The following is a 24,499-nucleotide window of genomic DNA, read 5'->3' as shown; positions in this document are numbered from 1 at the left end:
AGCCCGCCATGCGAAACTGGATTGCGCTCATCATTGCCTCGGTCGTGGCGCTGGCGGCCTGGGCGCAGCAACCTGCCGTTCCCGGCAAGACGTTTTACGATACGCTGCGCGGCACGACGCCCCTGAATGAAGAGGCGACTCCGCCCATGATGTGGCCGACGGAAAACAAGGACGTCATTCGCGGGCGGGCCTACGCGCAGCAGCCGCCGACAATTCCGCACAAGATCGACGGCTATCAGCTCGACAGGAATGCGAACAAATGCCTGGCCTGTCATGCCGGCAGCCGCGCGGCCGAGAGCGGCGCGGTGCCGGTCGGCATTTCGCACTATACGGACCGTGACGGCGAGACACTCGGGCACCTCGCCCCGCGCCGCTATTTCTGCACGCAATGCCATGTTCCGCAGGCGGACGCCAAGCCGCTGGTCGAGAACACGTTTGCGGGGGTCGAGGACGTCAAGCTGCAGGGCGCACCGCAGAAAGCGAAGAAATAGGGGGGCCCACATGCGCGACTTGTTTCGACGCTACTGGAGGGCGATCACGCGGCCGAGTGCGTTTTTCAGCCTGGGTTTTCTGACGCTGGGCGGCTTCATTGCAGGTGTCGTTTTCTGGGGGGCTTTCAATACGGCGATGGAATGGACCAACACGGAAGCGTTTTGTGTCGGTTGCCATGAGATGCGCGACAACACCTATGCCGAGTTGAAAGCGACGATTCACTACAGCAACCGCACGGGCGTGCATGCGAAGTGCTCCGACTGCCACGTGCCGCACGACTGGACCGACAAGATCGCGCGCAAGATGCAGGCGTCCAAGGAAGTATGGGCGAAGATCTTCGGCGTGGTGAACACGCGCGAAAAGTTCGAGGCCAAGCGGCTCGAACTCGCCGAGCACGAATGGGCGCGTTTCAAGGCGAATAATTCGCTCGAATGCCGCAACTGCCACTCGTTCGAATACATGGATCTCACGCGCCAGAGCCCGCGCGCCCAGGAGGCGCACACGCGTTTCCTCGAAACGGGAGAAAAGACCTGCATCGACTGTCACAAGGGTATTGCGCACCATCTGCCGAACATGGCCGAGGCGGTGCAGGACGGCGCACTGGGAGACAGCGGGAAAAAACAGTGAGCCTTTCTCCTGACGGGTCCGGAGATGGGGGATCCCGGGGTGAATTCGAACGCCAATCCGAACGCCAACGAGTTCTTGTCATGTATTCCATTGAACAGCTTGCCGTCGAGCGCGGTGGCCGGACGATCGTAAGCGGCATCGACCTCAGCATCGAGCCGGGATGGGCGCTGCAGATCCACGGCGCGAACGGCAGCGGCAAGACGACCTTGCTCGGTGCGCTCGCGGGCCTGCTGCCGCTTGCGAGAGGGCGGGTTTGCTGGCGCGGCGACGATGTGCGCCGCGCGCCGCGTCAGTTCCGCAGCGAGCTTGCGTATGTCGGGCATGCCAACGGTGTCAGCGACGACCTCACCGTGCTGGAGAACATCCGCTTCGCGGCGTTGCTCGGCACGGCGGATGCGCCAGGCGGCAACGATGGCCGTGGCGGCGACGATTCCATCTCGCGCGAAGACGAAGTACTCGAGCAGGCCGGGCTGCACGCGCACAGGCATACGCGCCTGAGCCGCCTTTCGCAGGGCCAGCGTCGCCGCGTCGCGCTGGCGCGCCTGATGCTCGGCCGCAAACCGCTGTGGCTGCTCGACGAGCCCGGCGACGCACTCGATGCGTCCGCAACCGATTGGTTCACGACCTGCATCGATACGCATCTGCGCGCGGGCGGCATCGTCGCGCTGACGACGCACCGGCCGCTGCAAAGCGGCGCTGCCCGCACACGTCATCTCTATCTCGAACGGAGCGGCGGATGCTTGAAGTGATGCCCGGCATCATCCGCCGCGAGTTGATGCTGAGCTGGCGCAGACGCAGCGTCACGCTGGGCGCGTTGATGTTCTTCATCGTTGCCTCGAGCCTCTTTCCGCTCGCCATCGGCACCGAAGCGAAAACGCTGCAGCTGATCGCGCCCGGCGTGCTGTGGGTGACGGCGCTATTTGCGGCGATGTTGTCGGCCGGGCAATTGTTCGGCAGCGATTATGCGAGCGGCGCACTCGAGCAGATGCTGCTTTCACCGCTGCCGCTGCCTGCCATCGTGTTCGGCAAGATCGTCGCGCACTGGCTGACGAGCGGGCTGGCGCTCGTGCTGCTGGTGCCAGTCGTCGCGCTCCAGTATGCGCTGGACTGGCGCGCGACGCTTTACCTGATGGGCACCTTGCTGCTCGGCACGCCGCTCCTGAGCCTGATCGGCTCGATGGGGGCGGCGCTGACCCTCGGCGTGCGCGGCGGCGGCGTGGTGCTTGCCCTGCTGGTGTTGCCGCTCTACGTGCCCGTGCTGATCTTCGGCGTGAGCGCGGCGGATCTGGCCGGCGTGCCGGGGCGCATGCAAGCGAGCTTTTCGCTGCTCGGCGCCGCCTTGTGCGTGGGTGCGTGGCTTTGCCCATGGGCAAGCGCGGCGGCATTGCGCATTGCCATGGAGTGACGCAGATGAAGCGTGTGAACTGGTTTCGCTACGCCTCGCCATCCACCTTCGATGGTCTCGCAAGGCGGCTCGTGCCGGGGTTCGGCATAACGGCGGTGCTGCTGGTGTGCGCGGGGCTCGTGATCGGGCTCGCGATCGCCCCCGCCGATGCGCTTCAGGGCGATGTCTACCGCATCATGTTCGTGCATGTTCCCGCAGCGTGGATGTCGATGTTCATCTACCTCGTGATGGCCGCCTGGTGCGCGCTCGACCTGGTCCTGAACGCGCGGCTCCCGGCCATGATGGCGCAGGCGCTCGCGCCCACCGGCGCACTGTTCACGTTCATCGCGCTCGTATCGGGCGCGTTCTGGGGCAAGCCCGCGTGGGGCACGTGGTGGGTCTGGGACGCGCGGCTCACCTCCGAGCTGATCCTGCTTTTTCTCTACGCGGGCTTCATGACGCTGCACTCGGCCATCGACGGCACGCGCCGCGCCGACCGCGCGTGCGCGGTGCTCGCGTTGATCGGCGTGGTGAATATCCCGGTGATCTTTTTTTCGGTGCAGTGGTGGTACACCCTGCATCAGGGGCCGTCGCTCGGCTTTGGCAGCGGCGTGGCGATGAGCGCGTCGATGGTGTGCGGCCTGCTGGTGATGACCGCGGGCTTCTGGTGTTACGCGATCGCCGTCGTGCTCGCGCGCGTGCGCATCATCATGCGTGCGCGTGAGCGCGTGTCGTCGTGGCAGATGCATATCGAGGAGCGTCCGGCATGAATGCCCTGACCAGCGTGATGACGATGCTCGCGCATACGCCGTATCTCGCGGCGGTGCTCGTCGTGACCTTCGGCTTGCTGGGCGTCGAGGCGTGGATCGTGCGCAGCCAGGCGCGCTCGCACGGCGAGCGCGCCGCGGAGGGCCGGTGAAAGCACGATACCGTCGTTTCGGCTTGCTGGCCGCTGGCGTCGTCAGTGCCGGGCTTGCGTGCGCGCTCGTGCTCAATGCCCTGCGCAGCAACATGATGTTCTTCGTGACGCCAAGCCAGGTGGCCTCGCACGAAGCGCCGCTCGCGCACCGCTTCAGGCTCGGCGGGCTGGTCGAGCGTCATTCGCTCAGGCGCGATGCCGATGGGGTGACCGTGCACTTCGTCGTGAGCGATGCTGCGTCGTCGGTGCAGGTGGTGTATCGCGGCGCGCTTCCTGATCTCTTTCGCGAGGGGAGCGGCGTCGTTGCGCAGGGCCGGCTCGGCGACGACGGACGGTTCCACGCCGACGAAGTGCTCGCGAAGCACGACGAAAAGTACATGCCGCCCGAGGTGAGCCGCGCGCTGCGGCAGGCCGCCGATGGCGTACCGCACGGAGCGCAACCCGCCGCGCAAGCCGCGCCGCGTCCGACCGCAGTGCGGGTCGCGGCGGGCCTGTCCGATCCGGGCGTCCAGCGATGATTCCCGAGATCGGCCACTTCGCGCTGATACTCGCGCTGATGCTCGCGTTGATCACGGGCGTGCTGCCTGTGCTCGGCGCGCAGTTGGGCATGGCCGGCTGGATGCGCATTGCGTGGCCCGCCGTGCGCGCGCAGTTCGGGTTCGTCGCGCTCGCTTTCGGCACGCTCATGTGGTCGTTCTGGAGCAACGATTTTTCGGTTGTCTACGTGGTGGAGAACTCGAATTCGACGCTGCCCGCCCTGTATCGGCTGGCCGCGGTCTGGGGCGGGCACGAGGGCTCGCTGCTGCTCTGGGTTCTGCTGCTGACGCTCTGGATGGTCGCGGTGAGCTGTTTCAGCCGTCAACTGCCGATGGAGCAGGTGGCGCGCGTGCTCGGCGTCATGAGCTGGATCGCCGTGGGCTTTCTGTCGTTCCTGCTGCTCACCTCGAATCCGTTTGCGCGTCTGATGCCGCCCGCCATGGACGGCCGCGATCTCAACGCGCTGCTGCAGGATCCCGGCATGGTGATGCATCCGCCGATCCTGTATATGGGCTACGTCGGCTTTTCCGTGGCGTTCGCGTTCGCGATCGCGGCGTTGCTGGCTGGGCGGTTCGATTCGGCCTGGGCGCGCTGGTCGAGGCCATGGACCACAGCCGCATGGATGTTCCTCACGCTCGGCATTGCGCTCGGCAGCGGCTGGTCCTACTACGTGCTCGGCTGGGGCGGATGGTGGGCCTGGGACCCGGTCGAAAACGCGTCGTTCATGCCGTGGCTCGCCGGAACGGCCCTGATGCATTCGCTGGTGGTCACCGAAAAGCGCGGCAGCTTTCGCAGCTGGACCGCGTTGCTGGCGATCTGTGCGTTTTCGCTGAGTCTGCTCGGCACCTTCCTCGTGCGCTCGGGCGTGGTCACGTCCGTGCATGCGTTCGCCTCCGATCCCGCGCGCGGCATCTTCGTCCTGGCGTTGCTGGCGTTGACGACCGGTGGGGCGCTCATGCTGTTCGCGTGGCGCGCGCCGCAAATCGGGCTGGGCGCGGGTTTCGAGCCGGTCTCGCGCGAGGCGCTGCTGCTGTCGAACAATCTGCTCTTGATGGTGGCGGCGGGATCGGTATTGCTCGGCACGCTCTATCCGATGCTGCTCGACGCACTGGGCGCGGACAAGCTCTCGGTGGGCGCGCCGTATTTCGACAGCGTGTTCGTGCCGCTCATGACGCCCGCCATTTTCCTGATGGGCCTCGGTCCGCTCGCGCGCTGGAAGTCCGCGCGCGTGCCGGAGCTTGCCGTGCGGCTGCGCTGGGCGGCGCTCGTGAGCGTGCTCACCGCCATCATCTTGCCGTGGCTGCTGGGAAGCTGGCGCCCGCTCGTGAGTTTCGGCGTGCTGCTGGCCGCGTGGACCCTGACGAGCGTGGCCGTGAGCGTGCGCGAACGCCTGCGCGGCTTGCAAGGGCCGATGGCCGCCCGCTTGCGCAGCGTGCCGCGCGCGACATACGGCATGTGGCTCGCGCATGCGGGCGTGGGTGTCTTCATCGTCGGCGTCACGCTCGTCAAGGGCTACGAGGCCGAACGCGACGTGCTGCTGCGTAACGGAGAAAGCGTCTCGGTGAACGGCTACGACTTTCGCTTCGAGGGCGTGCAGACGGTTTCCGGTCCTAACTATCAGGCCACGCGCGCGACGCTCGTGGCCAGCCGTGGCGGCGAGCCGGTTGCGACGCTCTTTCCCGAGAAGCGGGTGTTCGCGGTGCAGAATACGCCGATCACCGAGGCAGCCATCGACCACGGCGTGCTGCGCGATCTCTACGTGGCGCTCGATCAGCCGGTCGGCGCGAATGCGTGGTCGATTCGCATCCAGATCAAGCCGTTCGTGCGCTGGATCTGGGGCGGCTGTCTGCTGATGGCTCTCGGCGGGCTCCTTGCCGCAACTGACCGGCGCTACCGCCTGGCTTCGCATCGCCGCACGCAGCGGGCGGGGTGGCCCGCCGGCATGGCGGTGCACGATGTGCAGGCGGTCGCGAAGCGCGCGGGAGTAACGGAAACAGTGGGAACCACGGGAACAACGGGCGAGGCCGGCCGATGAAGCGCTTCCTGATTCCGCTATGTGTGCTCGCGGCGTTGCTGGCGCTGCTGACTGCCGGGTTGCGGCACGATCCGCGCCGGCTGCCTTCGGCATTGATCGGCAAGCCCGCGCCGGAATTCGATTTGCCGAGGCTCCATGAACCCGCGCAGCGTCTGTCGACCCAGCACCTGCGCGGGCAGGTGTGGATCATGAACGTATGGGCGTCGTGGTGCGAATCGTGCCGCGACGAACATCCGCTGCTGGTCGATCTGGCGCGCCAGCACATTGCGCCGGTGCTGGGGCTGAATTACAAGGACGAACGGCAAAACGCGCTGCAGTGGCTCGCGGACGCGGGCGATCCCTATACCTCGTCGATTGTCGACCGCACCGGGCAAACCGCGATCGACTATGGCGTGTATGGCGTGCCGGAGACCTTCGTGGTCGACCGCGCCGGGGTCGTGCGCTACCGCGAGGCCGGCCCGCTCACGCGTGCGCGAATCGATGGCGAGATCTTGCCGCTGGTGCGCAAGCTGCAGAACGAGGGCACGCCATGAATCGTCTCGCGCGGGCCTGGGCGGCCCGGCTCGCCATTGGACTGATGCTGGCGCACACGTGCGCCAGCGCGGCAGCGGGAATCTCGGGCGAGACCGGCACCGACGCGCGCTTGCGGCGGCTCGACGAAAGTTTTCGCTGTGTCGTGTGCCAGAACCAGAGCCTCGCCGACTCGAATGCCGAACTCGCCGCCGACCTGCGCGCACAGATTCGCGACCAGGTTCGCAGCGGCGCAACCGACGAGCAGATCAAAGCCTGGATGGTGCGCCGCTATGGCGACTTTGTCCTGTACCGGCCGCCGCTGAAGCCCGTGACCTGGGCGCTCTGGCTGGGGCCGTTCATCGTGCTCGCGGCGGGTGCCTGGACGATGTGGCGCAGTATCGTGCGTCGGCGCGGCCTGAGCGCCGCAGCGCTCGACGCCGGCGAACGCGCGCGCGTCGCGTCCTTGCGCGGGCACGAGGAGGAGGGCGCGGCGTCATGATCCCTTTCTGGCTGATCCTCGCGGCGATGATGGCGGTCGCGCTCGCGTGCGTGCTCGTGCCGCTTTGGCGTGGCGCGGATTCGCGCGCGAACACGCAGGCGATGGCTGTCGCGATCTACCGCTCGGGAATGGCCGAGCTCAGGCACGAATGCGCGGCGGGCCTCGTTCCCGCGGAGCATCAGGCGCAGGCGAAGCGCGAGCTCGAGCGGCAGTTCGTCGATGACACCAGCGACCGGATTGCGCCATCGGCCGGTGAACGGCCGATGAGCAACCTGACGCGCGCTGCGGTGGCGGCGCTGCTCGTGGCGTTGTTGCCGGCGGGAGCGCTGGTGCTGTACATGCGGATCGGCAATCCGGTTGCGGCGGCGATCGAAAGCGTGAGCGGCAAGCAAGCCGATAGCCATATGGGCACGCAAGGTTCGCTCGAATATGTCGTGAGCCGGCTCGCAGTGCGGTTGCGCGAACAACCGGACGACGCCACGGGCTGGGCGATGCTTGCGCGCTCCTACGCGGTGCTGGAGCGGACGGCGGACGCCGTCGCCGCGTATCGCCGCGCGCTCGCCTTGACGCCCGCCGATCCTGGGCTGCTTGCGGACTACGCCGACGAACTGGCGACGCTGCGCGGCGGCGACCTGAACGCAGAGGCGATGCAGAGCATTCAGGCTGCGCTCGCACTGGACCCGGCCAACGCGAAAGCGCTCGCCCTCGCGGGCTCCGCCGCGCTCGACCGGCGCGACTATCGGCAAGCGCTCGCCTATTGGACGCGTTTGAAGGCCGTGGCGAGTCCGCAGATTGCCGCGCAGGCGCAGCACAATATCGACATGATCGAGGAACTGGCGGCGAAAGCGCATGGCGTGCGGGCGCCTTGACGGGGCGCTGTGCGGCCTTGCGAAACGGCGCACTGGCCTCTCGGGGTTTTCGAACTAGCGCGCAAGCAGCCGCTCCACTTCGCTTACCGCGACGTCCAGGCCATTCTCTTGCGCCATGCGGTTGCCGAGCGCGGCGGCTCGCGCCTTGACGTCGTCGCGCTGCGTGAACGCGATGGCCCGTTTCAACGCACGCGCGTGCAAGCGCCTTCCATCGACGGCGGCCGGCGCCACGCCGAGCGCGGCGAGCCGGTGCGCCCAGAAGGCCTGGTCGCCCGCGAACGGCACCACCACCGACGGCACGCCGGCCCGGCAAGCCGAATGCGTGGTGCCCGAGCCGCCGTGATGGACGACAGCGCTCGTGCGGGCGAACAGCCAGTCGTGCGGCGTCTCGCCGATCACGCAAAAATTCTCCGGCAAACGCGTGGCATCCACGCCGCTCCAGCCTAGATAGAACAGCACGCGGCGCCCTTCTGCGGCATCGATCAGAGTCGTCACGAAATGGTCTCGATCGAAGCCGGCCATGCTGCCAAAGCCGATGTAGAGCGGTGCTTCGCCCGCGTCCAGAAAGCGCGCGAGCGCGGCAGGCGGCGTCCAGTCGCCCGACGCGTGGGGCCATTGACCGCAAACCGTGGCGTTCGCAGGCCAGTCGCGCGGGCGCGGCAGCAGATTCGGCGAGACGCCGTAGAGCATCGCATGCTCGGTCCATACGCCGCCGCGCGGCGCGAGAGCGCAGACCTCGGCGCGCGCGGCGTTGGTCGCGCGCCGGAACGCGCGCCACAGCAGGGCGTTCACGAGCCGTTGGCTGGCATGGTTGAGCCAGCGCGGCACTTTGGAAGGCGGCAGGAACGGCGACGCGAAGTCCCTGGTCGGCGTGAGCGGAATGAGACTCGCGCCCAGCACCGGCACGCGCCGGTATTCGGCCACCGAGAGCCCGACGAACGCGGCCAGCCCCGAGACGATGATGGCGTCGCTGCCTGCCGAGGCGTCGGCGACTTCCCGCATCCACGCGCGCGTGCTGGCGTTCGCAATCGAGGCGAGCGCCTTTGCCGTGGCGTCGAAGCTCGTCCGGCCGCTTACCACCGAGCCCAGCGCCGCGCCCGGCATGAGCGCCGCGCGGATATCGCCCGATAGCGCCGAGGCCGGAACGCCGAGCGCTTCGGCCGAGCCAAGCGTCGCGCGGTCGGCGAGCAGGTGCGCTCGATGGCCGGCGTCCATGAGCGCCCGGCAAAGCGCGGCGAGCGGGCGGGTATCGCCTTCGGTTCCGTAGGTAACGACGGTGAGCTTCATGGATGAACTTCCGGAGCGGGATGCCAACCCGCAATGTAGCGTCATCTCATCGTCGCCGGGCCGGGCTGGGCTGGGCTTAGAACACCGTTTCGCGCTCCGGCGTCGCGCTGATCTTGTGGATCGACAGATCGGCGCCGTTATATTCACCCTCCTGATCGACGCGCAGACCCACGAGGGCGCGCAGCGCACCGTAGACCACCACGCCGCCGAGCGAGGCGATCACGATGCCGGCAAGCGTCCCGACGATCTGCGCGCCCAGCGAAATGCCGCCGATTCCGCCCAGCGCGCGCATGCCGAAGATGCCCGCCGCAATGCCGCCCCACGCGCCGCACAGGCCGTGCAGGGGCCACACGCCGAGCACGTCGTCGATGCGCCAGCGGTTCTGCACGCAGGTGAACATATAGACGAACAGCACGCCGGCCACTGCGCCCGTCACGAGCGCGCCGAGCGGATGCATCACGTCCGAACCCGCACACACGGCCACGAGGCCCGCGAGCGGCCCGTTATAGGTGAAACCCGGGTCGTTGCGGCCCGCGAGCCATGCGGCGAGCGTGCCGCCCACCATCGCCATCAGCGAGTTCACGGCCACGAGGCCGCTGATCTTGTCGATGGTCTGCGCGCTCATCACGTTGAAGCCGAACCAGCCCACAGCGAGCACCCACGCGCCGAGCGCGAGAAACGGGATGTTCGAGGGCGGATGCGCGGCGATGCGGCCGTCGCGCGAATAGCGGCCGTGGCGCGGTCCGAGCAGCAGCACGGCGGGCAGTGCGACCCAGCCGCCGAACGCATGCACCACCACCGAGCCGGCAAAATCATGGAACGGCACGCCGAACACATGGGTGATCGCATCCTCGAAGTGCAGGCGGTTGTTCCACACCATGCCTTCGAAGAACGGATAGATGAAGCCGACGATCACGAAGGTCGCGAACAGTTGCGGGTTGAACTTCGAGCGCTCGGCGATGCCCCCCGAAACGATGGCCGGTATGGCCGCCGCGAAGGTGAGCAAGAAGAAAAAGCGCACGAGTTGATAGCCGTTGTGCTCGGCGAGCACGTCGGCGTGCGAGAAGAACTGCACGCCGTAGGCGATGGTGTAGCCGATGAAGAAGTACGCGATCGTGGAGACCGAAAAATCGACGAGGATCTTCACGAGTGCGTTGACCTGGTTCTTCTTGCGCACGGTGCCGAGTTCGAGAAACGCGAAACCCGCATGCATGGCGAGCACCATGGCGGCGCCCAGCAGCAGAAACAGCGTGTCGGTGCCGGTCTTGAGATTGTCCATCGTGAAGTTCTGCCCTTGCCCTGAGTGGGCGCATAAATAGAGACAAAAACAGCAAGATGCGGGCCAGCTTCGCGCCAAACTGGTGAACGTCATGGGAAGGCAGGCCATTTGACGGTGCGCGCGTGCACCGGAGCGGTCTTGCGTGCGCCGTGGTCGCGCGCACGAAATGGGTGCGCACGTTGCGGGTGCGAGCCCGTATGGCATGGAGCGGCACAATTGCAGTGCCGGCGCGCCAAATTGGTGAGACGACGCGCCAATTCGGGGCGAATTATTCGATTTGCCTTTCTTTTAAAGAAAATCGTCGGCGATTCGAAAATATTCGGTGGGCCACACATCGCGCGCATGTCAGGCGCACATCGGCGGGCAAACGCCGACATAATAATGATCCAACCCAAACCTTTAGCCATCCCGACTTCCCGAACCGCCACCCCATGCGCCTCACCACCAAAGGGCTGTTGCTGATCGCGATCCCGGCTGTCTTCGAGTTGACGCTGCTGTCGGCCGTCGTGAAGGCCGAGGCCGATGCGGAAAGCGCCGAGCTTGCCGGGCAGCACAGCCAGGCCGTGCTCGCGCAGGCGGGCCGCGTGCTCGAGCCGGTGCTGGTCGAATCGGTGCAGTTGCGCGGGGCGGTGGCCGCGGGCGACGTGCGGTTCTCGACGCCGGTGGCGTTGTGGATGGACGTCGATCGCCGCATCGACCGGCTCGCGGAACTCGTCGCCGACAACCCCTCGCAGGTCGAGCGCGCCGCGCGGATCCGCCATGCGGTGCAAAACTATCGCCAGTGGTCGGACCGCATTCAGGATCTGCTGCATTCGGGGCGCCGCGCCGACCTGGTCGAGCGCTTTCGCACTTACACGGACTTTGATGCGCTCGACCGCGTGCGCACCCAGGTCACTGCGTTCCAGACCGAGGAGCGCCGCCTCGACGTGATGCGCCTCGCCGACGCCGAGCAGGCGCGCGCGCAGCAGCAGTCGCTCGTGATGACTGCGGTGATCGGCTCGATCATGCTGGTGGCGCTGGCCGTCTGGGTCTTCACGCGCGGCGTGCGCGGGCGGCTCGATGCGCTGTCCGACAACGCGAGCCGGCTCGCGGGCAATGAGCCGCTCGCGCCGCTGGCGACCGGCAACGACGAAATCGCCGAACTGGATCTCACGCTGCATCGGATCAGCCAGCAACTCGTGGAGGCCGAGCGGCTGCGGCTCGGCTTCCAGGCCGACCTTGCGCGCCGCGCCGAGCAACTCGCGCGCATCAACGAAGATCTGCGCCAGCAGACGCAGGAAAACGAGATGTTCATTCACAGCGTGTCGCACGACCTGCGCGCGCCGCTCGTAAACCTGCAGGGTTTTTCGCGCGAGCTCACTCACGCGTGTGAAGACTTGCGCGAGCGCGTGGCGCGCTCGTCGCTTGGCCCCGAGGCGCGGGCGCGCATCGAGCGGATCATCAACGAGGACATCGGCGAAGCGCTGCGCTATCTGCAGACGGCGGTGCTGCGGGCCTCGCATATCATCGACGCGCTCTTGCGGCTGGCACGCGTGGGGCGCGTGGAGTACCGGCGTCAACGCGTCAATGTGCAGGAACTGGTGCAGCGCGTCGTCGACGCGATGCATGCCTCGGTGCGTGCGCGCAACGCCCAGGTGAGCGTGCATGGATTGCCTCCGGTTTGGGGCGACCCGACCGCGCTCGAGCAGGTGTTCGCGAATCTGATCGGCAATGCGCTCAATTATCTCGATCCTGCCCGCGAGGGGCGCGTCGAGATCGGCACGGCGGACGCGCCGCCGGGGGTGGAGTCGCTGCAGATTTTCTATGTGCGCGACAACGGTCTGGGCATTCCCGATGTGGCGCGGCCGCGCCTTTTTCAGGCCTTCCAGCGCATGCACGGCAACGTCGCGCCCGGCGAGGGCATCGGGCTCGCGCTCGTGCGCCGTATGGTTGAGCGGCACGGCGGGCGCATCTGGGTGGAATCGGTCGAAGGCGAGGGCACGACGTTCTATCTTTCGCTGCCCGACGCGCTTGCGGTCGGGCCGCCGGCGCCGGGTGTCGCCGCGGCGCTCGTGGCCGCGCACGAGCGCATGCGCGGGCGGGACGGTGCGGGCGACGGTATGGGCGACGGCGCGGCGCCCGCGGGGGCCGTGCCAGGGCCGGTTTCCGCAAGCGACCCGGGCGTGCCGCGCAGCGTGGCCGTGGCCGGTGCACCGGCCGTGGATGGGCCGCTGGCGGATTTGTAGGTCATGAAGGGCGTGTGGGTCAGCAGGCGAAAATGCGCCGCGGCTTGAGGAGGCTACGGCCGCGAATCGACCAGAGGCAGCCCGCGCCAGCCAGTGCGAGCACGACGGCCAGCGCGGCGTGAGGGTTCAGGTGCGCGGCAGACAAGCTGCCTGGCGAGACCAGCGTGCGCTCGAGCATGAACAGCGCGCCCCATAGCGCGATGGCCGCCTGAATCAGCATGCGCGTGCCGCGCGCATGGCGCGCGCGTTCGGCCGCGGTTCTGCGCCGGCCCGTGCGCGTGCAAAAGAACGCGATTGCCATCAAGGCAATCGCGAGTAACACCACCCAATCCGTCAGATCCATCGCCGTACATTCCTGCAATCAAAGCGATATTGTCGGAAAGGCAGGGATCGGCTGGCATCGGAGTCGTCCGAATCTTCGCGCGATTACGTTAAGGATTGTCAGATATTCGCGTAATCGGTTGCGATTCGGGTCGTTAAAGCAGCTAACGCGGTCAAAGCGGCGCGCCGTCAGCGCACGGCGGCGCACGACTCGCCTGTCAGGGCTCGATGTGCGTACCGAGCAAGGCGAGAAATTGACGCAGCCATTCGGGATGGGCGGGCCAGGCCGGCGCGGTGACGAACGGTGCATCGGTCACGGCGCTGTCGATGGCGATATCGGCATATTCGCCGCCCGCGAGACGCACTTCGGGCGCGCAGGCCGGATAGGCCGAGATGCGCTTGCCGCGGATGACCTCGGCGGCGGCGAGCAGCTGCGCCGCATGGCAGATGGCGGCCACGGGTTTGTTGGCTTGCGCGAAGTGCTGCACGATCGCGATCACCTTCGGGTCCAGGCGCAGATACTCGGGTGCCCGGCCGCCCGCGATGACGAGCGCGTCGTAGCGCTGCGGATCGATTTCGTCGAAGCTGGCGTTCAGCGCGAAGTGATGGCCCGGCTTTTCGGTGTAGGTCTGGTCGCCCTCGAAGTCGTGAATCGCGGTCTTGATACGCTCGCCGGCCTGCTTGCCGGGGCACACGGCATCGACCTTGTGGCCGATGGCTTGCAGCGCCTGGAAGGGCACCATCGTTTCATAGTCTTCGGCAAAATCGCCCGTGAGAAAAAGGATCTTCTTGACTGCCATCGCCAGGCTCCATGAGGGTTGCGGTTGCTGTGGCCCGCTGCGGTGGGGGCATGGCGGAACGCAACGGGTGTCCACACAGTCTATTTCAGCATGCTTGACGATTTTGCGAAGGCCACCGCGGCCGATTCCGATCCCGATGCTCAACGCGACGCCATCGTCTGGCGTGCCTATGTGGCGCGCCACGACGTGGCGCCGCTCGCCGCGCTCTTTCGCGATGCCATCCTGACGCTGACCGCTTCGCACTACGACGCCGCCCAGCGCAAGGCCTGGGCGGCGGCGGCCGACGATCTCGACGCCTTCGATGCGCGTCTCGCGCGTGGTGTGACGCTCGTGGCCGAACACGCGGGCAAGCCGGCCGCATTCGGCCAACTCTTTCCCGCCGACCACGTGGAGATGCTCTATGTCGCGCCGGGCTGGACGCGGCGCGGTCTCGCATCGGGGCTCATCGCGCGCATGGAGGCGCTGGCGCGCGAGGCGCGGGCGAGCACGCTCGACACCGACGCCAGCGCGCTCGCGCGTCCGGTGTTCGAGCGCGCGGGTTTTTCGCTGGTCGCTCAGGAGGTCGTGCGGCGCGGCAGCGTATCATTGCCGCGTTTTCATCTTTGCAAGCCGCTGCGTGCGGTGCTTTTTTCAGGGTGACTATGTCTTCGAAGGTTTTGAAACGACTGGGCATCGTGCCCATGCTGCTGAGCGTGGCGCTCGCTGCTGGCTGCGACAAGCAGAATGCGACGGTGGCCGATCTGAGCAAGAAGTCGGCCGATGCCGCGCAGCAGGCCGCTCAGCTCGCGGCCAGCCAGGCCAGCGCGCAAGCGGCCCAGACGCTGGACAAGGCGGCTAGCTACGTGAACCAGCAGCTCGACGCCGCACAGCGCAAGCTTGGCGAGGCGGCTTCGCAAACGCAGGCGCAGACTCGCGATCAACTGCAGTCGCAGGGCGAGGGCGCGTCCGCATCGATTGCTTCGGGCGCGAGCGCCTCAGCTGACGCGATGGCCTCGCAGGCACGCGGGCAGTGGCAGGCGGCGGCGAGCGCGGCCCACGCGATGCTCGGCAACGCGGCTGCAGCCACCGGCACCGGTCTGTCGATGGCGGGGACCTCGCTGCAACGCTGGGCTTCAAGCAGCGCTGCGGCGACCGGCTCGGCGGCGTCGGGCACGAAATGATGATGGGTGTCCGCGGTTGACGGGCGAAATTAATGTAATTATGATGGTTACACTTTGTCTCGCCGCGTTTCCAGCGGCTGGTTTGTTGTGAATACGAGTAGCCGTTTCGCGTTTGCCGTTCATGTGCTCGCACTGCTGGCATTACAGGAGGGCGCGCCGCTGTCCTCCGAGATCATCGCGGGCAGCGTGAACACGAACCCCGCGCTGATCCGTCGTCTCTTGACGATGCTTGCCAATGCGGGGCTCACTGCATCGCAGCTCGGCGCGGGCGGCGGGGCGCTGCTGGCGCGCGAGCCGCACACGATCTCGCTGCTGGAGATTTACCGCGCGGTCGACGACGCCCAGCTTTTTGCCATGCATCGCGAAGAGCCCAATCCGGCCTGCATGGTGGGGCGGCACATCCAGCAGACGCTGCGCGGCATCATCGACGACGCGCAGCGCGCCATGGAGGCGTCGCTCGCCGCGCGCACGCTCGCCGATGTCGTCGAGGATATGGAGCGCAACGAGCGCAAGCTCGTGCGCGCACGTGGGAAGTGAAGCAGGCGGCGGCGTGAAAACCGCGCGCTAACGCGGGGTGCTTGTCCTGACGGGGCGTTGCCCCGTTTTTTGGATCTTTAACTGTAACTATTATAGTTACATATATGTTTGATAGAGGAGTTGGGAAATGAGCAAGTCACTGAAGATCGCGCTGTTTGGCGCAACGGGCATGGTCGGTTCGCGCATCGCCGCGGAAGCAGCACGGCGCGGCCATCAGGTGAGCGCGCTGGTGCGCCAGCCCGAGCGCGTTGCAGCGGGGCCGAACGTCCACGCCGCGAAAGCCGATTTGCTCGACGCCGCGAACGTGGCGGCGGCGGTGCGCGGCCACGACATGGTCGCGAGCGCCTACGCGCCGCCCATGAGCCAGCTCGATGACCTCCAGAACGCGAGCCGCGCGCTCGTCGAAGGCATGCGGGCCGCCGGTCTGGCGCGTCTCGTGGTGGTGGGCGGCGCGGGCTCGCTGGAAGTCGCGCCGGGTGTGCAACTGGTCGACACCGAAGGTTTCCCCGACGCGTACAAGCCGATCGCGCTGGCGCACCGCGTCGCGCTGAACTACTACCGCACGGTGAAGGATCTGGACTGGACCTTCTTCGCGCCTGCCGCGCTGATCGCGCCGGGCGAGCGCACCGGCACATTCCGCACGGGCGCCAGCACGTTGATTGCCAACGCGCATGGTGAAAGCCGGATCTCTGCCGAGGACTATGCCATCGCGTTCGTCGACGAACTGGAGCAGGGCCGCTTCATTCGCGAGATTGCCACCGTGGCGTATTGATTCATCGAAGAGGCCATCTCGGTCTGAAGGCGGGATTGGGGCCGCTTGCCGCGAGTGTGGACGGCTATACGGTGTGCGCCGGAACTGTGGCGTCTTGCGTGCAGGTTTCGGCGCGCACGAGTGGCACGATGTCGTTCACGTGCGTGGCGAGTTGTTCTCCCGATACACCGTAGACGTGCAGCGAGACGCATGCGCGGCCGCTGCCGTTCGAGAGCCGGTGAATGTTCGTCCGCCCGCATCCGCCGAAGCTGATGGCGCCCGCTGCGCGAGGGTTCGCGCGCACCACGTCCGCACCCTGACGCGCCTCGTCCCAGACGTAGAGCATTTCGGTCAAGGTGCCTTCGAGCACCGCGTAGCCGCACCACGTGTGATGCGCATGGATCGGGCTCGCCTGGCCCGGCTGCCAGACGAGAGTAGCGACCGCATAGCGCCCGAGCGGATCGGCGGTGATCAGATGGCGGCGATACTTCTCGGCGTTGCCTTCGCGCTGCGCTGCCGTAACGAGCGCAGGGTCGGCCAGCGCGCGCGCCAGCGCGGCGCGCACACCGCGCGCGAAGGCGCCGCTGCGCGATGGATCAGACTCTGCGGGCGTGCCGGGTTCGCGCGCATGACCCCAAGCGTCGAAAGCCGCATCGAGCGCCGCGCACAGGCGTGCCACGGCAGCCCCGTGTCCCGCCGCGTCTGCCGCGTTGGCCCTGCCGGAGACGCGCATGGCTTGGAGCAGGAGGGGTTCGGATGGGACGTTCATGGCGGGTCTCTTGTCGTCGTTCTGGATGTGAGAGTTATAGCCCCTGCCGTCTAGAAAGAGTTTTCATTCTTTTCCCTCTCTGCGGCGTAAGATAGAAGAAATTTCTATCCTGCGGGGAGGCGGGGAATGGATATCATCGATAGAAAGCTGGTAGAGCTATTGCAGCAGGATGCGACCACGCCGGTCGCGGAGCTGGCCCAGCGCGTGAATCTTTCGCAGACCCCATGCTGGAAGCGTGTGCAGCGGCTCAAGGAAACCGGCGTCATTCGCGCCCAGGTGGCGCTGTGCGACCCGAAGAAGCTGGGCGTGGGCACGACGGTGTTCGTCGCCGTGCGCACCAACCAGCACACCGAGCAGTGGGCGCAGGCCTTCACGCGCGCGGTGCAGGAGATTCCGGAGATCGTCGAGGCCTATCGCATGAGCGGCGAAACCGATTACCTGTTGCGCGTGGTGGTGTCCGATATCGACGATTACGACCGCGTCTACAAGCAGTTGATTCGCGCCGTAGCGCTGTTCGACGTGAGCTCCAGCTTTGCGATGGAGCAGATCAAGTACTCGACGGCGCTGCCGGTGCGCGGCGTCTGAGTGCCTTCCCTGGCGTTTTCCTGCGCTCGCCGTAATTTCGCCTGCAAGCCCGCTGCAAGGCGTGGCAGCGTAGAATGCGCGTTTCTTTTCATCACCCAGGCAGGGCACGATCCATGAATGAACCGCGCAAGAAGAATCCCACCTTTGGCGTTGGCGTGATGATAGTGGTGGTGGTGCTTATCGTGATCGGTACCGTGCTCTTCAATGCGCTGCGCAGTAAGCACGAGTACGAAGCGAGTGCCGGCGCGCAGGCGGCGAGTGCTGCCTCGAGCGCCGCTGCGCCGCCGGCGGCCAGTGCCGCGCAATGATGCGTTGCCCGGCGTGCTGATGTGACGATGAGCGCCGGTGGTACCCGATGCGGCAGCGACAACCCATGTCGCTGCCGTTTTTTTATTCTTCGGGAAGCCGGATCACGCTTGCGTCCTTGCGAAGAATCCAGGACGCCGCGAGCATCTGCTTGCAGTGGTGCGCAAGCAGCTTCACGTCCTGGGCGAATTCGCTCGCGGGGCCGAGCGAGCGTTCCGTGGCCACCACCATCGTGTCGAGTTCGCGCGTCATGCGCTTCGTGATTTCGGTTTGATCGTCGGGGATCGGCTTGCCAGCTTCGGCGGCCACCAGGTTCTCGTGCACGCAGTTGAGCGCGTGTTCGAGCGCATCGAGCGGGGTGCCCGGCCCGGCCTTCGCCGTGTCGCGCAACAGTGGCGCCGTGGCCGTGATCTGCGAGGCCAGCACGTGGCCGCGCACGAGCAGGTCGTTGAGTTCGGGGACGAACTTCTGCGCCGACTTCGGCTCGAGCATCATGCGCTGGAAGGCCTGGCCGAGATTGGCGAACGCGACGTGCACGTTCTTGCGCGCGAGCCGGTAGCGGAAGTCGCGCGCGAGCGCAGGGACGGCGGCGCCGGCCGGCGTCGAGGGCGGTGCAGTGCCTGCCGGCTCGCTTGCCTGAGCGGAGGCTTTTGCGCTGGCTGTCGCTGTGGCGTGCTGGTCGGGGGCGGGCGGTGACGGCGTTGCCGCTTCGAGCGCGACTTCGGCCGGCTCCACGTCTTGAGGCGTGTCCTGACCTGCTGGGGCCGCCACCGGCATGTCCGCTACCGGCGCACCGCTCGACACCGCCGCGAAGGCCGGCACGCGCGCAGCCGCTCCTGCAGCGGGCGCCGCGCCCGCAAACGCCGGCTGCGTGCCGCGCGTGCGTCCGCTCCACCACCAGCTCGCTTCCAGATAGTTGCGCGTCGCCGCGATCATGTCGTTCACGAGCTTGCCCATCAGCCGGTATTCCCAGTAGGGGAACAGATGGCTCGCGCCGATGGCGATCATGCAGCCCACCACGGTGTCGATCGCACGCTCGCCGATGATGCGCATGTTGCCCGGCGCCAGCAGATGGAACATCAGCAGCACATAGGCCGAGGTGAACACCACGCTCGCCGTGTAATTGAAGAGCAGCAGGCTGTAGCTCATCACCATCGCCGCGAACATCGAGACCAGCAGCACGAGCGGCTCTTTCACGAGCAGGATCAGCGCGATGCTGGCCACGCAGCCGATCAGCGTGCCGACGATACGCTGTGCGTTGCGCTGGCGCGTGAGCGAATAGCCGGGCTTGAGAATGATGATGCTCGTCATCACGATCCAGTAGGCGTTCGTGAGCGGCAACAGGCGGCCGAGCCAGTAGCCCACGGCCACGGCGATCGTCACGCGCAGCGCGTGGCGAAAGCTTGGCGAGGCCATCGTGAGATTCGAGAAGATCTGCAGGAAGGGCACGCGCCGGCTCGTCACGAAGCGCTCGAGCGCCGCGTCGATGCGCACTTCCGTCTCGGTCGGTGGCGTGTCGTTTGCGAGGTCGCGGCGCATCCGGTCGATCAGGCGCGTCGCGCTCCAGATGCGCCGGAACGAGGCCGAGATCGCAGCGTAGGCCTCGGGTTCCGTCGTGGGCAGATCGCGCTTCTTGAGCAGCTCGAGCTCATATTCGATCGCGCGCAACTCGGCCTTCACGTTGATGGTGGCGCGCGGCGCCTCGTTTTGCAGCGTGGCGAGGCCGATGTCCTCGAGATCGGCAGCGGCCTTGCGGATCAGATCGCGGTAGAACGCCAGCAGGTCGGAGCCGCCGAAGGTATTGCGCACGAGCGGGTAGTCGGTATGCGCGCCCACGAACAGCTCGTGCAGGTCGACCGTATTGATGAACAGGTTGAAATGCATCGCGCGGCGCGCGTCGATCTTGCCGCTCTTGAGCTTGGGCAGGTTGCGCAGGACGATGTCGCGCGCGGCGTCCTGGCGTTCGACCGCTGCGATCTGCTTGGCGACGAGGTTGCGGTAGCACTCGTCGAGATCGTTGTCGAGGTCGAAGAACTGCGCGCGCGCGAGCAGATAATCGGCGCATGCGAATACGCTTTCGGCGATCGCCTGCTGCTCGATGCGATCGAGCATCAGACGGCTTACGAGGGTCGACCAGCCCGTGTACCAGAGACCGCCCAGCAGAATCCACGACGCGTTGACGAGCGCCTGATGCGGCGTGAAATGCTCTTCGAGCGTCATCACCATCATGAACAACGTGGCGAAGCTGATCTGCGGCCAACGGTTGCCGTAGACGACGATCAGCGAGAGCACGAAGGTGAGCGGCACGACAGTGGCCCACAGCGCGATCGGGCTGAAGGTGGCGAGTCCGGTTGCATACGCGGCGAGAAAGCCGATCGCGCTGCACGCGAGCATCTCGTTGCGCTTGTATTTGAGCGGCCCCGGCATGTCGACCACGCAGGCGCCGAGCGCGCCGGTCGAGATCGTGAACCCCAGATCGCTCTTGTCGAACACGAACAGGCACAGGATGGCCGGAAGCGAGATGCCGACCGCGATGCGCAGGCCGCCGTAGAAGTACTGGCTGTAAAGGAATTTCCTGATTTCTACGGAGTAGCGCATCGACTGCCGGAGGGGTTCGGGTGCGGACGGTGTGCCGCGGGCTGTGGCGCTGAGTTTAAATGATTTCGGGCGCGATCTGCCCGTCTCTGTATTTCGCGCGGGCCGCCCGAGCGCTCTGCCCGAGTGTCAGTCAGTCCGCGCTCAGCGTGGAGGCGTCGCCGAGCAGCCCGCGCGTGCCGCGGATGCGGAGCATGCGCGTGCGATACCAGAAGGTCCACGCGAGCAGCGCGCCGAATATGCCATAGCCGATCATCGGCGTGACGATCAGGACGCGCTCGATCGGCCACGTAGCAGCGAGCCAAGTGCGCAGGGCGGCGTCGGCCGTGAGCCCTGCGCCCCAGACGACCGTGAGCAGGCGCATCGCGCCAGCAAAGCTGCGGTTCTCGTTCCACAACAGTTCGAGCCGCGCGGCGCCCTCGCGCGTTTCGCGCGCGACCGTGGCGCGCGCCAGATAGAACACCAGTGGGCGCTTTGCCAGCAGCGAGAACAGGAATGCGGCGCCGATCGCGCCCGAGGCGAAGCTTTCGCGCATCAGCAGCATGCGCGTGCTGCCGCCGAACGCCATGGCAACAAGCGAGAGCACGATGCCGAGCAGGATGACCGCCGAGAGCGCGTCGATGCGCCGAAAGCGCACGAGTTCGACGATGCTCCAGGCAAGCGGGGGAATGGCCGAGGCAACGAGTCCGCCGAATTCGCCCCAGTGCGGTTGGGTGAGCCGGTACGCGACCCACGGCAGCAGCAGGTTGACCGCCAGTTCGGCAATGAATGCTGGACGCAGCTTCATGCGAGGTGCGCTCCAGAAAAGGGTGAAAAAAGTATGAGCCGAGGGCCGGCTATCGGCAAACGGCCTTGCGATGGCCCATGATACGCGTCCCGTCATATCGCGTGCCCGAGCTTGTGCGGGTTCGCGCCCATAAGACGGCTTGGCTGTGCTCGGCTGTGGCCTTGCTGCATGTCGAGCGTCGCACGTCGTCGTGCCTCGCCGCGCGCCGCCTTATGCGACACTGCGAGTCGTGGTCCAACCCGGCCCAGGCCGGCCGCCGTGCTCCTGCATTTTCCGTCCATCATGATTGCCCGTTCGCCTGTTCCGTTGCACGAAGTCGAGCTTTCCGCCGTTCGCGCTCAGGGCGCGGGCGGGCAGAACGTCAACAAGGTGTCGAGTGCGATTCATCTGCGCTTCGATATTCGCGCATCGTCGCTGCCCGAAGTGCTCAAGATGCGCTTGCTCGCGCTCACCGACCGGCGCATCTCGCACGAGGGTGTGGTCGTCATCAAGTCCCAGGAACACCGCACGCAGGAGCAGAATCGCGCCGCTGCGCTCGCGCGTCTCGAGGCGCTAATTGATAGCGTGAGCGTGTCGAGAAAGGCGCGCGTGGCTACCCGGCCCACGCGTGCGTCGAAGCTGCGCCGTCTCGATAGCAAGACGCGCAAGGGAGAAGTGAAAGCGGGGCGGCGGCGCGTGCTCGAATGAAGCAACCGAAGTGGCCGATATGACCGCGCCGTGCGCTCAAGCCTGCGCAGGATCCGGCGGCGGCTCGCGCAGGGTCAGTGCCGGCGGAAAATCGGCGCACAACACGTGTGTTGCGCCCGCGTAGTCGAGTGCAATGGCGGCGGTGTAGCACAGTGCGCCGTCATGAAGCGAGTAGTGCGGGCCCATCACGGTCACGCGTCCGGGCGCGGCGAGTGCGCGCCGGAAGTATTCGCGGCGCGACCAGTTGCTGTTGGTGTCGGGATAGAGCGGGGCGAGCCTGGCGGGCGGCCCGACGCCCGGCGCGGCGATCGAGGGCGCATGCTGCTCGCCCCGATCGTTTGCAGCGAAGACGCGCAGCGCATCGGCGTGCTCGAAAATTGCCGTCGCGGCGGCTTCGAGTGCGCCGCCCGCAGTCAGCACGCGCGCCCCGCGCAGCATGACACGCGTGACTTCGCCAAGATCGACCTGTTCGTGCAGCCGGCTGTGGCGCCGATAGTCGGCGAAGCGCCACCACATCGTTTGCGCGAGCGCGGGCGCGGCGGCGCTGGCTTCGCTCACCACGGCATGCGGCTGGCCGAACCAGAAGCCCTGCACGAGATCGACATCCGCTTCCATCAACACCATCAATTCGTTTTCGGTTTCGACACCTTCGGCGAGCACCATCGCGCCCGCATGATGAAGGATCGAAACGAGACTGGCGATGAACGAAATATGGCTCTCGCCGTTGGCTGCGCGCTGCACGAGCGAACGGTCGAGTTTGACGATGTCGGGACGGTAGCGCCAGACGCGATCGAAGTTCGAAAACCCCGAGCCGAAGTCGTCGAGCGCGACAAGAAAATCGCGTCCGCCCGGCGGCGGACGGGCTTCCAGAAACGATGCCGGTTCGTCGCCGGCGCGCTGCTCGAGCACTTCGATCACCACGCGCTCGTGCGGGAACGCGAAGTGGCGGCATAGCCCGTCGATGGCGGCTTGCGTCGGCCAGTCGCCGGGCGTAGGGCGCGGCAGCGAGTTCAGAAAGAGCCAGCCCGTTGCGATGCCCTGCGCGGTGAAGTTGGCGAGATGAAGGCAACGTGCGAGTTCGTCGAGTTCGTGCGCGGCTCCGGGCGTCGCGCGCGCGAATAGCGCGGCGGGTCCGGTGCCGCCGGGCTCGGCGCCGACGACGCGTAACAACGCCTCGTAGCCGACCACGCGTTGATGCGTAATCGAGAGCACCGGCTGGAATGCGCTTTCGAGCAGCGTCGAGCGCCAGCGCGCCCGAAAGCGCCCGTCATGGGGTTCCAGGTGCCTGAGCAGCGTGGCGAGCGATGCCTGCGGGTTCGACATGGCGCTGGAGCGCGCCTCGCGGCGCATGATTGAATTCACTGACCGACGATGAAGCGCAATTCCAGGCAGAGCGGTGTCTGGGCGGCACGCTTTACCGCCAGTGTACGGAGTATCGGCAAATTATGCTTGCCAGGCTGCCGAGCCGTGTCATGGAACTGCGGGAAGGGCGGCCGCGGCTCGAGGGCGGGCTCGCTGCGCGGCTAGGGCGCCGCGCGGTCCTCGCTCAATGAGCACACTTTGATGAGCAATTAGTGAGCCGTGCCGGGCACATCGAGGATCAGGATGATGGTCCAGTCGGCGTCGCCCTCGTGGTGGTACTGGCGTTCGGCGACGATGAACGGCTGTTGCTTGCCCTGCGGGCCCAGGAACAGAACGTCGCCTTCCATCGGCAGGCATTCGATGGGGGGCAGCGCAAGGAAGGCGTCGCCATCTTTGCTGCGCGGCATCAGTTTTTCGATCTTGCGGGATGCCGCTTCAGTCCATTCGATGTCGAGCTGGATGTTACTCATGAATGTTTCTCCGCGCGAGTCGCGCACAAACAGGTGGGGGAATCCGGGGTGCGCGACTTTAGCATACCGCGCGAAGCGACTTGCGGGTGCATGGGCGCCTCGGTGTCAGGCACGGACAAGAAAAAAGCCGATGCCAGGGGACTGGCATCGGCTCGTTCGGCATGGCGCAGTGCAGTTGTCGCTATGCATTACGGCGCCGCAATGTTGAGCAGGCTCCCCGAGGCAGGCCGTGAAAGCGGCGGCGGGGGCATACGCGCTGTGCGCGCCCTGCACGGCCACGAGGGCTGATGTGCGACCTTTACTGTGCAGCCTTGGCCGGAGCCTTGTGGTGGCTGCTCCCTTTTTTGTGATGTTTTGCGGGCATCGGGGCCGGTGCCTCGGCGGCGGCTTGCTGCTTCGCCTGCAGATCTTGCGCACGCTGCTCGACGTCGGCGGCCTTGGCCGGATCAGTGCTCATGGTGACGCCATTTTCCGTTTGCGCATAGGCAGCGCCCGTGAGGGCGGAAAGCGAAATCAGGACTGCGAGGGACACTTTTTTCATCACTAACCTCCGAAGGAGCGGTTTATGGACCCAGCCTGTGCCTGCTCAAGCAGGATTGGCATGCCATTCTAACGATTGAATACTCGTTCCAGATGACATCGCATAAGGCGTGCGCGTGCCTGTTACATATCTTTACATATCCCGGTGGCTCTTGTCGCGTGT

At 66.5% G+C, this 24,499-nt stretch carries 29 protein-coding genes; 19 read left to right on the top strand and 10 right to left on the bottom strand.

Features of this window, described 5'->3' with window-relative positions; translation table 11 throughout:
- Positions 1-8: 8 nt before the first annotated feature.
- The 11 genes from P5W99_RS09185 (at position 9) to ccmI (ending at position 7,875) form a co-directional block, all read left to right on the top strand.
- The gene (locus P5W99_RS09185) at positions 9-491 is read left to right on the top strand and encodes a nitrate reductase cytochrome c-type subunit (RefSeq protein ID WP_434660324.1); all 483 of its coding nucleotides are present in this window, start codon (positions 9-11) and stop codon (positions 489-491) included.
- A gap of 10 nt (positions 492-501) precedes the next feature.
- Positions 502-1,119 (top strand): NapC/NirT family cytochrome c, encoded by a 618-nt coding sequence (locus P5W99_RS09180; RefSeq protein ID WP_421024231.1) that lies wholly within the window; start codon positions 502-504, stop codon positions 1,117-1,119.
- Between the two features lie 80 nt (positions 1,120-1,199).
- Positions 1,200-1,868, top strand: a complete 669-nt coding sequence (gene ccmA, locus P5W99_RS09175; RefSeq protein ID WP_434660322.1) for a cytochrome c biogenesis heme-transporting ATPase CcmA — start codon at positions 1,200-1,202, stop codon at positions 1,866-1,868.
- Positions 1,856-2,524, top strand: coding sequence for a heme exporter protein CcmB (ccmB, locus tag P5W99_RS09170; protein WP_421043567.1), 669 nt, complete (start codon positions 1,856-1,858; stop codon positions 2,522-2,524). Before ccmA ends, ccmB begins: the two co-directional genes overlap by 13 nt.
- Before the next feature lie 5 nt (positions 2,525-2,529).
- Positions 2,530-3,273 (top strand): heme ABC transporter permease CcmC, encoded by a 744-nt coding sequence (gene ccmC / locus P5W99_RS09165; RefSeq protein ID WP_434660320.1) that lies wholly within the window; start codon positions 2,530-2,532, stop codon positions 3,271-3,273.
- Positions 3,270-3,422, top strand: coding sequence for a hypothetical protein (locus P5W99_RS09160; protein ID WP_421024227.1), 153 nt, complete (start codon positions 3,270-3,272; stop codon positions 3,420-3,422). Before ccmC ends, P5W99_RS09160 begins: the two co-directional genes overlap by 4 nt.
- Positions 3,419-3,940: a cytochrome c maturation protein CcmE gene (gene ccmE / locus P5W99_RS09155; RefSeq protein ID WP_421024226.1), complete on the top strand. Its 522-nt coding sequence runs from the start codon at positions 3,419-3,421 to the stop codon at positions 3,938-3,940. The genes P5W99_RS09160 and ccmE overlap by 4 nt, the downstream gene beginning before the upstream one ends.
- Positions 3,937-5,994, top strand: coding sequence for a heme lyase CcmF/NrfE family subunit (locus P5W99_RS09150; RefSeq protein ID WP_434660318.1), 2,058 nt, complete (start codon positions 3,937-3,939; stop codon positions 5,992-5,994). The genes ccmE and P5W99_RS09150 overlap by 4 nt, the downstream gene beginning before the upstream one ends.
- Positions 5,991-6,527: a DsbE family thiol:disulfide interchange protein gene (locus tag P5W99_RS09145; protein ID WP_421043572.1), complete on the top strand. Its 537-nt coding sequence runs from the start codon at positions 5,991-5,993 to the stop codon at positions 6,525-6,527. The genes P5W99_RS09150 and P5W99_RS09145 overlap by 4 nt, the downstream gene beginning before the upstream one ends.
- Complete coding sequence (locus P5W99_RS09140; protein ID WP_421024223.1) at positions 6,524-7,006, top strand: cytochrome c-type biogenesis protein; 483 nt, start codon at positions 6,524-6,526, stop codon at positions 7,004-7,006. Before P5W99_RS09145 ends, P5W99_RS09140 begins: the two co-directional genes overlap by 4 nt.
- On the top strand, positions 7,003-7,875 hold the full coding sequence (ccmI, locus tag P5W99_RS09135) for a c-type cytochrome biogenesis protein CcmI (RefSeq protein WP_421024222.1): 873 nt from the start codon (positions 7,003-7,005) through the stop codon (positions 7,873-7,875). Before P5W99_RS09140 ends, ccmI begins: the two co-directional genes overlap by 4 nt.
- Positions 7,876-7,929: 54 nt before the next feature.
- Here the strand turns inward: ccmI and P5W99_RS09130 are convergent, their stop codons facing one another.
- Both P5W99_RS09130 and P5W99_RS09125 read right to left on the bottom strand, forming a co-directional pair.
- A complete protein-coding gene (locus tag P5W99_RS09130; RefSeq protein ID WP_434660316.1) occupies positions 7,930-9,162 on the bottom strand; it encodes a glycosyltransferase in 1,233 nt (410 codons plus the stop codon).
- Between the two features lie 76 nt (positions 9,163-9,238).
- A complete protein-coding gene (locus P5W99_RS09125; RefSeq protein WP_421043576.1) occupies positions 9,239-10,441 on the bottom strand; it encodes an ammonium transporter in 1,203 nt (400 codons plus the stop codon).
- A 431-nt stretch (positions 10,442-10,872) separates the two neighbouring features.
- Between P5W99_RS09125 and P5W99_RS09120 the strand changes: the two genes are divergently transcribed.
- Entirely contained in the window at positions 10,873-12,666 is a 1,794-nt protein-coding gene (locus P5W99_RS09120) for a sensor histidine kinase (protein ID WP_434660313.1), read from the top strand.
- A gap of 19 nt (positions 12,667-12,685) precedes the next feature.
- Here P5W99_RS09120 and P5W99_RS09115 read toward each other — a convergent pair whose 3' ends face one another.
- Together P5W99_RS09115 and P5W99_RS09110 are read right to left on the bottom strand one after the other, a co-directional pair.
- Entirely contained in the window at positions 12,686-13,009 is a 324-nt protein-coding gene (locus tag P5W99_RS09115; protein ID WP_421024218.1) for a hypothetical protein, read from the bottom strand.
- A 196-nt stretch (positions 13,010-13,205) separates the two neighbouring features.
- Complete coding sequence (locus P5W99_RS09110; RefSeq protein WP_434660311.1) at positions 13,206-13,787, bottom strand: DJ-1/PfpI family protein; 582 nt, start codon at positions 13,785-13,787, stop codon at positions 13,206-13,208.
- A gap of 90 nt (positions 13,788-13,877) precedes the next feature.
- Between P5W99_RS09110 and P5W99_RS09105 the strand changes: the two genes are divergently transcribed.
- The 4 genes from P5W99_RS09105 to P5W99_RS09090 all read left to right on the top strand — a co-directional run bounded on the left by P5W99_RS09105 (position 13,878) and on the right by P5W99_RS09090 (position 16,256).
- A complete protein-coding gene (locus P5W99_RS09105; protein WP_434660309.1) occupies positions 13,878-14,426 on the top strand; it encodes a GNAT family N-acetyltransferase in 549 nt (182 codons plus the stop codon).
- A gap of 2 nt (positions 14,427-14,428) precedes the next feature.
- Positions 14,429-14,947: a hypothetical protein gene (locus tag P5W99_RS09100; protein ID WP_421024215.1), complete on the top strand. Its 519-nt coding sequence runs from the start codon at positions 14,429-14,431 to the stop codon at positions 14,945-14,947.
- Between the two features lie 87 nt (positions 14,948-15,034).
- Positions 15,035-15,484 carry an Rrf2 family transcriptional regulator gene (locus tag P5W99_RS09095; RefSeq protein ID WP_434660307.1) on the top strand — a complete coding sequence of 150 codons (450 nt, stop codon included), beginning with the start codon at positions 15,035-15,037 and terminating at the stop codon, positions 15,482-15,484.
- A 127-nt stretch (positions 15,485-15,611) separates the two neighbouring features.
- The gene (locus tag P5W99_RS09090) at positions 15,612-16,256 is read left to right on the top strand and encodes an NAD(P)-dependent oxidoreductase (protein ID WP_434660305.1); all 645 of its coding nucleotides are present in this window, start codon (positions 15,612-15,614) and stop codon (positions 16,254-16,256) included.
- 64 nt (positions 16,257-16,320) lie between these two features.
- Here the strand turns inward: P5W99_RS09090 and P5W99_RS09085 are convergent, their stop codons facing one another.
- On the bottom strand, positions 16,321-17,004 hold the full coding sequence (locus P5W99_RS09085; protein WP_421024212.1) for a cysteine dioxygenase: 684 nt from the start codon (positions 17,002-17,004) through the stop codon (positions 16,321-16,323).
- Positions 17,005-17,130: 126 nt separating this feature from the next.
- Between P5W99_RS09085 and P5W99_RS09080 the strand changes: the two genes are divergently transcribed.
- Both P5W99_RS09080 and P5W99_RS09075 read left to right on the top strand, forming a co-directional pair.
- Positions 17,131-17,589: an Lrp/AsnC family transcriptional regulator gene (locus P5W99_RS09080; RefSeq protein ID WP_421024211.1), complete on the top strand. Its 459-nt coding sequence runs from the start codon at positions 17,131-17,133 to the stop codon at positions 17,587-17,589.
- 113 nt (positions 17,590-17,702) lie between these two features.
- Complete coding sequence (locus P5W99_RS09075; RefSeq protein ID WP_421024210.1) at positions 17,703-17,897, top strand: hypothetical protein; 195 nt, start codon at positions 17,703-17,705, stop codon at positions 17,895-17,897.
- An 82-nt stretch (positions 17,898-17,979) separates the two neighbouring features.
- Here the strand turns inward: P5W99_RS09075 and P5W99_RS09070 are convergent, their stop codons facing one another.
- Entirely contained in the window at positions 17,980-20,493 is a 2,514-nt protein-coding gene (locus tag P5W99_RS09070) for an FUSC family membrane protein (RefSeq protein WP_434660302.1), read from the bottom strand.
- Positions 20,494-20,623: 130 nt separating this feature from the next.
- Positions 20,624-21,277 (bottom strand): VC0807 family protein, encoded by a 654-nt coding sequence (locus tag P5W99_RS09065; RefSeq protein WP_421024208.1) that lies wholly within the window; start codon positions 21,275-21,277, stop codon positions 20,624-20,626.
- 282 nt (positions 21,278-21,559) lie between these two features.
- On the opposite strand from P5W99_RS09065, the gene arfB reads away from it, so the two are divergent.
- The gene (arfB, locus tag P5W99_RS09060) at positions 21,560-21,964 is read left to right on the top strand and encodes an alternative ribosome rescue aminoacyl-tRNA hydrolase ArfB (RefSeq protein WP_421024207.1); all 405 of its coding nucleotides are present in this window, start codon (positions 21,560-21,562) and stop codon (positions 21,962-21,964) included.
- 36 nt (positions 21,965-22,000) lie between these two features.
- Here the strand turns inward: arfB and P5W99_RS09055 are convergent, their stop codons facing one another.
- The 3 genes from P5W99_RS09055 to P5W99_RS09045 form a co-directional block, all read right to left on the bottom strand.
- A complete protein-coding gene (locus P5W99_RS09055; protein ID WP_421024206.1) occupies positions 22,001-23,287 on the bottom strand; it encodes an EAL domain-containing protein in 1,287 nt (428 codons plus the stop codon).
- 248 nt (positions 23,288-23,535) lie between these two features.
- Entirely contained in the window at positions 23,536-23,796 is a 261-nt protein-coding gene (locus P5W99_RS09050) for a hypothetical protein (protein ID WP_035525906.1), read from the bottom strand.
- 298 nt (positions 23,797-24,094) lie between these two features.
- On the bottom strand, positions 24,095-24,337 hold the full coding sequence (locus tag P5W99_RS09045) for a hypothetical protein (protein WP_421024205.1): 243 nt from the start codon (positions 24,335-24,337) through the stop codon (positions 24,095-24,097).
- Between the last annotated feature and the right edge of the window lie 162 nt (positions 24,338-24,499).

The sequence above is a fragment of the Paraburkholderia sp. A3BS-1L genome (assembly GCF_051125215.1).
Lineage (GTDB): Bacteria > Pseudomonadota > Gammaproteobacteria > Burkholderiales > Burkholderiaceae > Paraburkholderia.
Note: the sequence above shows the minus strand (reverse complement) of the source record. Positions and strands in the feature narration are given on the sequence as shown.

What these genes read in the sequence shown, in the direction of transcription:
- P5W99_RS09145 (WP_421043572.1), top strand. Translation starts at nt 5,991, where the DNA reads ATGAAGCGCTTCCTGATTCCGCTATGTGTGCTCGCGGCGTTGCTGGCG.
- P5W99_RS09080 (WP_421024211.1), top strand. Translation starts at nt 17,131, where the DNA reads ATGGATATCATCGATAGAAAGCTGGTAGAGCTATTGCAGCAGGATGCG.
- P5W99_RS09055 (WP_421024206.1), bottom strand. Translation starts at nt 23,287, where the DNA reads ATGTCGAACCCGCAGGCATCGCTCGCCACGCTGCTCAGGCACCTGGAA.
- P5W99_RS09045 (WP_421024205.1), bottom strand. Translation starts at nt 24,337, where the DNA reads ATGAAAAAAGTGTCCCTCGCAGTCCTGATTTCGCTTTCCGCCCTCACG.
- P5W99_RS09130 (WP_434660316.1), bottom strand. Translation starts at nt 9,162, where the DNA reads ATGAAGCTCACCGTCGTTACCTACGGAACCGAAGGCGATACCCGCCCG.
- P5W99_RS09075 (WP_421024210.1), top strand. Translation starts at nt 17,703, where the DNA reads ATGAATGAACCGCGCAAGAAGAATCCCACCTTTGGCGTTGGCGTGATG.
- ccmB (WP_421043567.1), top strand. Translation starts at nt 1,856, where the DNA reads ATGCTTGAAGTGATGCCCGGCATCATCCGCCGCGAGTTGATGCTGAGC.
- P5W99_RS09050 (WP_035525906.1), bottom strand. Translation starts at nt 23,796, where the DNA reads ATGAGTAACATCCAGCTCGACATCGAATGGACTGAAGCGGCATCCCGC.
- P5W99_RS09115 (WP_421024218.1), bottom strand. Translation starts at nt 13,009, where the DNA reads ATGGATCTGACGGATTGGGTGGTGTTACTCGCGATTGCCTTGATGGCA.
- P5W99_RS09150 (WP_434660318.1), top strand. Translation starts at nt 3,937, where the DNA reads ATGATTCCCGAGATCGGCCACTTCGCGCTGATACTCGCGCTGATGCTC.
- P5W99_RS09105 (WP_434660309.1), top strand. Translation starts at nt 13,878, where the DNA reads ATGCTTGACGATTTTGCGAAGGCCACCGCGGCCGATTCCGATCCCGAT.
- P5W99_RS09085 (WP_421024212.1), bottom strand. Translation starts at nt 17,004, where the DNA reads ATGAACGTCCCATCCGAACCCCTCCTGCTCCAAGCCATGCGCGTCTCC.
- P5W99_RS09125 (WP_421043576.1), bottom strand. Translation starts at nt 10,441, where the DNA reads ATGGACAATCTCAAGACCGGCACCGACACGCTGTTTCTGCTGCTGGGC.
- ccmA (WP_434660322.1), top strand. Translation starts at nt 1,200, where the DNA reads ATGTATTCCATTGAACAGCTTGCCGTCGAGCGCGGTGGCCGGACGATC.
- P5W99_RS09180 (WP_421024231.1), top strand. Translation starts at nt 502, where the DNA reads ATGCGCGACTTGTTTCGACGCTACTGGAGGGCGATCACGCGGCCGAGT.
- P5W99_RS09160 (WP_421024227.1), top strand. Translation starts at nt 3,270, where the DNA reads ATGAATGCCCTGACCAGCGTGATGACGATGCTCGCGCATACGCCGTAT.
- ccmC (WP_434660320.1), top strand. Translation starts at nt 2,530, where the DNA reads ATGAAGCGTGTGAACTGGTTTCGCTACGCCTCGCCATCCACCTTCGAT.
- P5W99_RS09100 (WP_421024215.1), top strand. Translation starts at nt 14,429, where the DNA reads ATGTCTTCGAAGGTTTTGAAACGACTGGGCATCGTGCCCATGCTGCTG.
- P5W99_RS09140 (WP_421024223.1), top strand. Translation starts at nt 6,524, where the DNA reads ATGAATCGTCTCGCGCGGGCCTGGGCGGCCCGGCTCGCCATTGGACTG.
- P5W99_RS09065 (WP_421024208.1), bottom strand. Translation starts at nt 21,277, where the DNA reads ATGAAGCTGCGTCCAGCATTCATTGCCGAACTGGCGGTCAACCTGCTG.
- P5W99_RS09120 (WP_434660313.1), top strand. Translation starts at nt 10,873, where the DNA reads ATGCGCCTCACCACCAAAGGGCTGTTGCTGATCGCGATCCCGGCTGTC.
- P5W99_RS09110 (WP_434660311.1), bottom strand. Translation starts at nt 13,787, where the DNA reads ATGGCAGTCAAGAAGATCCTTTTTCTCACGGGCGATTTTGCCGAAGAC.
- arfB (WP_421024207.1), top strand. Translation starts at nt 21,560, where the DNA reads ATGATTGCCCGTTCGCCTGTTCCGTTGCACGAAGTCGAGCTTTCCGCC.
- P5W99_RS09185 (WP_434660324.1), top strand. Translation starts at nt 9, where the DNA reads ATGCGAAACTGGATTGCGCTCATCATTGCCTCGGTCGTGGCGCTGGCG.
- ccmI (WP_421024222.1), top strand. Translation starts at nt 7,003, where the DNA reads ATGATCCCTTTCTGGCTGATCCTCGCGGCGATGATGGCGGTCGCGCTC.
- P5W99_RS09090 (WP_434660305.1), top strand. Translation starts at nt 15,612, where the DNA reads ATGAGCAAGTCACTGAAGATCGCGCTGTTTGGCGCAACGGGCATGGTC.
- P5W99_RS09070 (WP_434660302.1), bottom strand. Translation starts at nt 20,493, where the DNA reads ATGCGCTACTCCGTAGAAATCAGGAAATTCCTTTACAGCCAGTACTTC.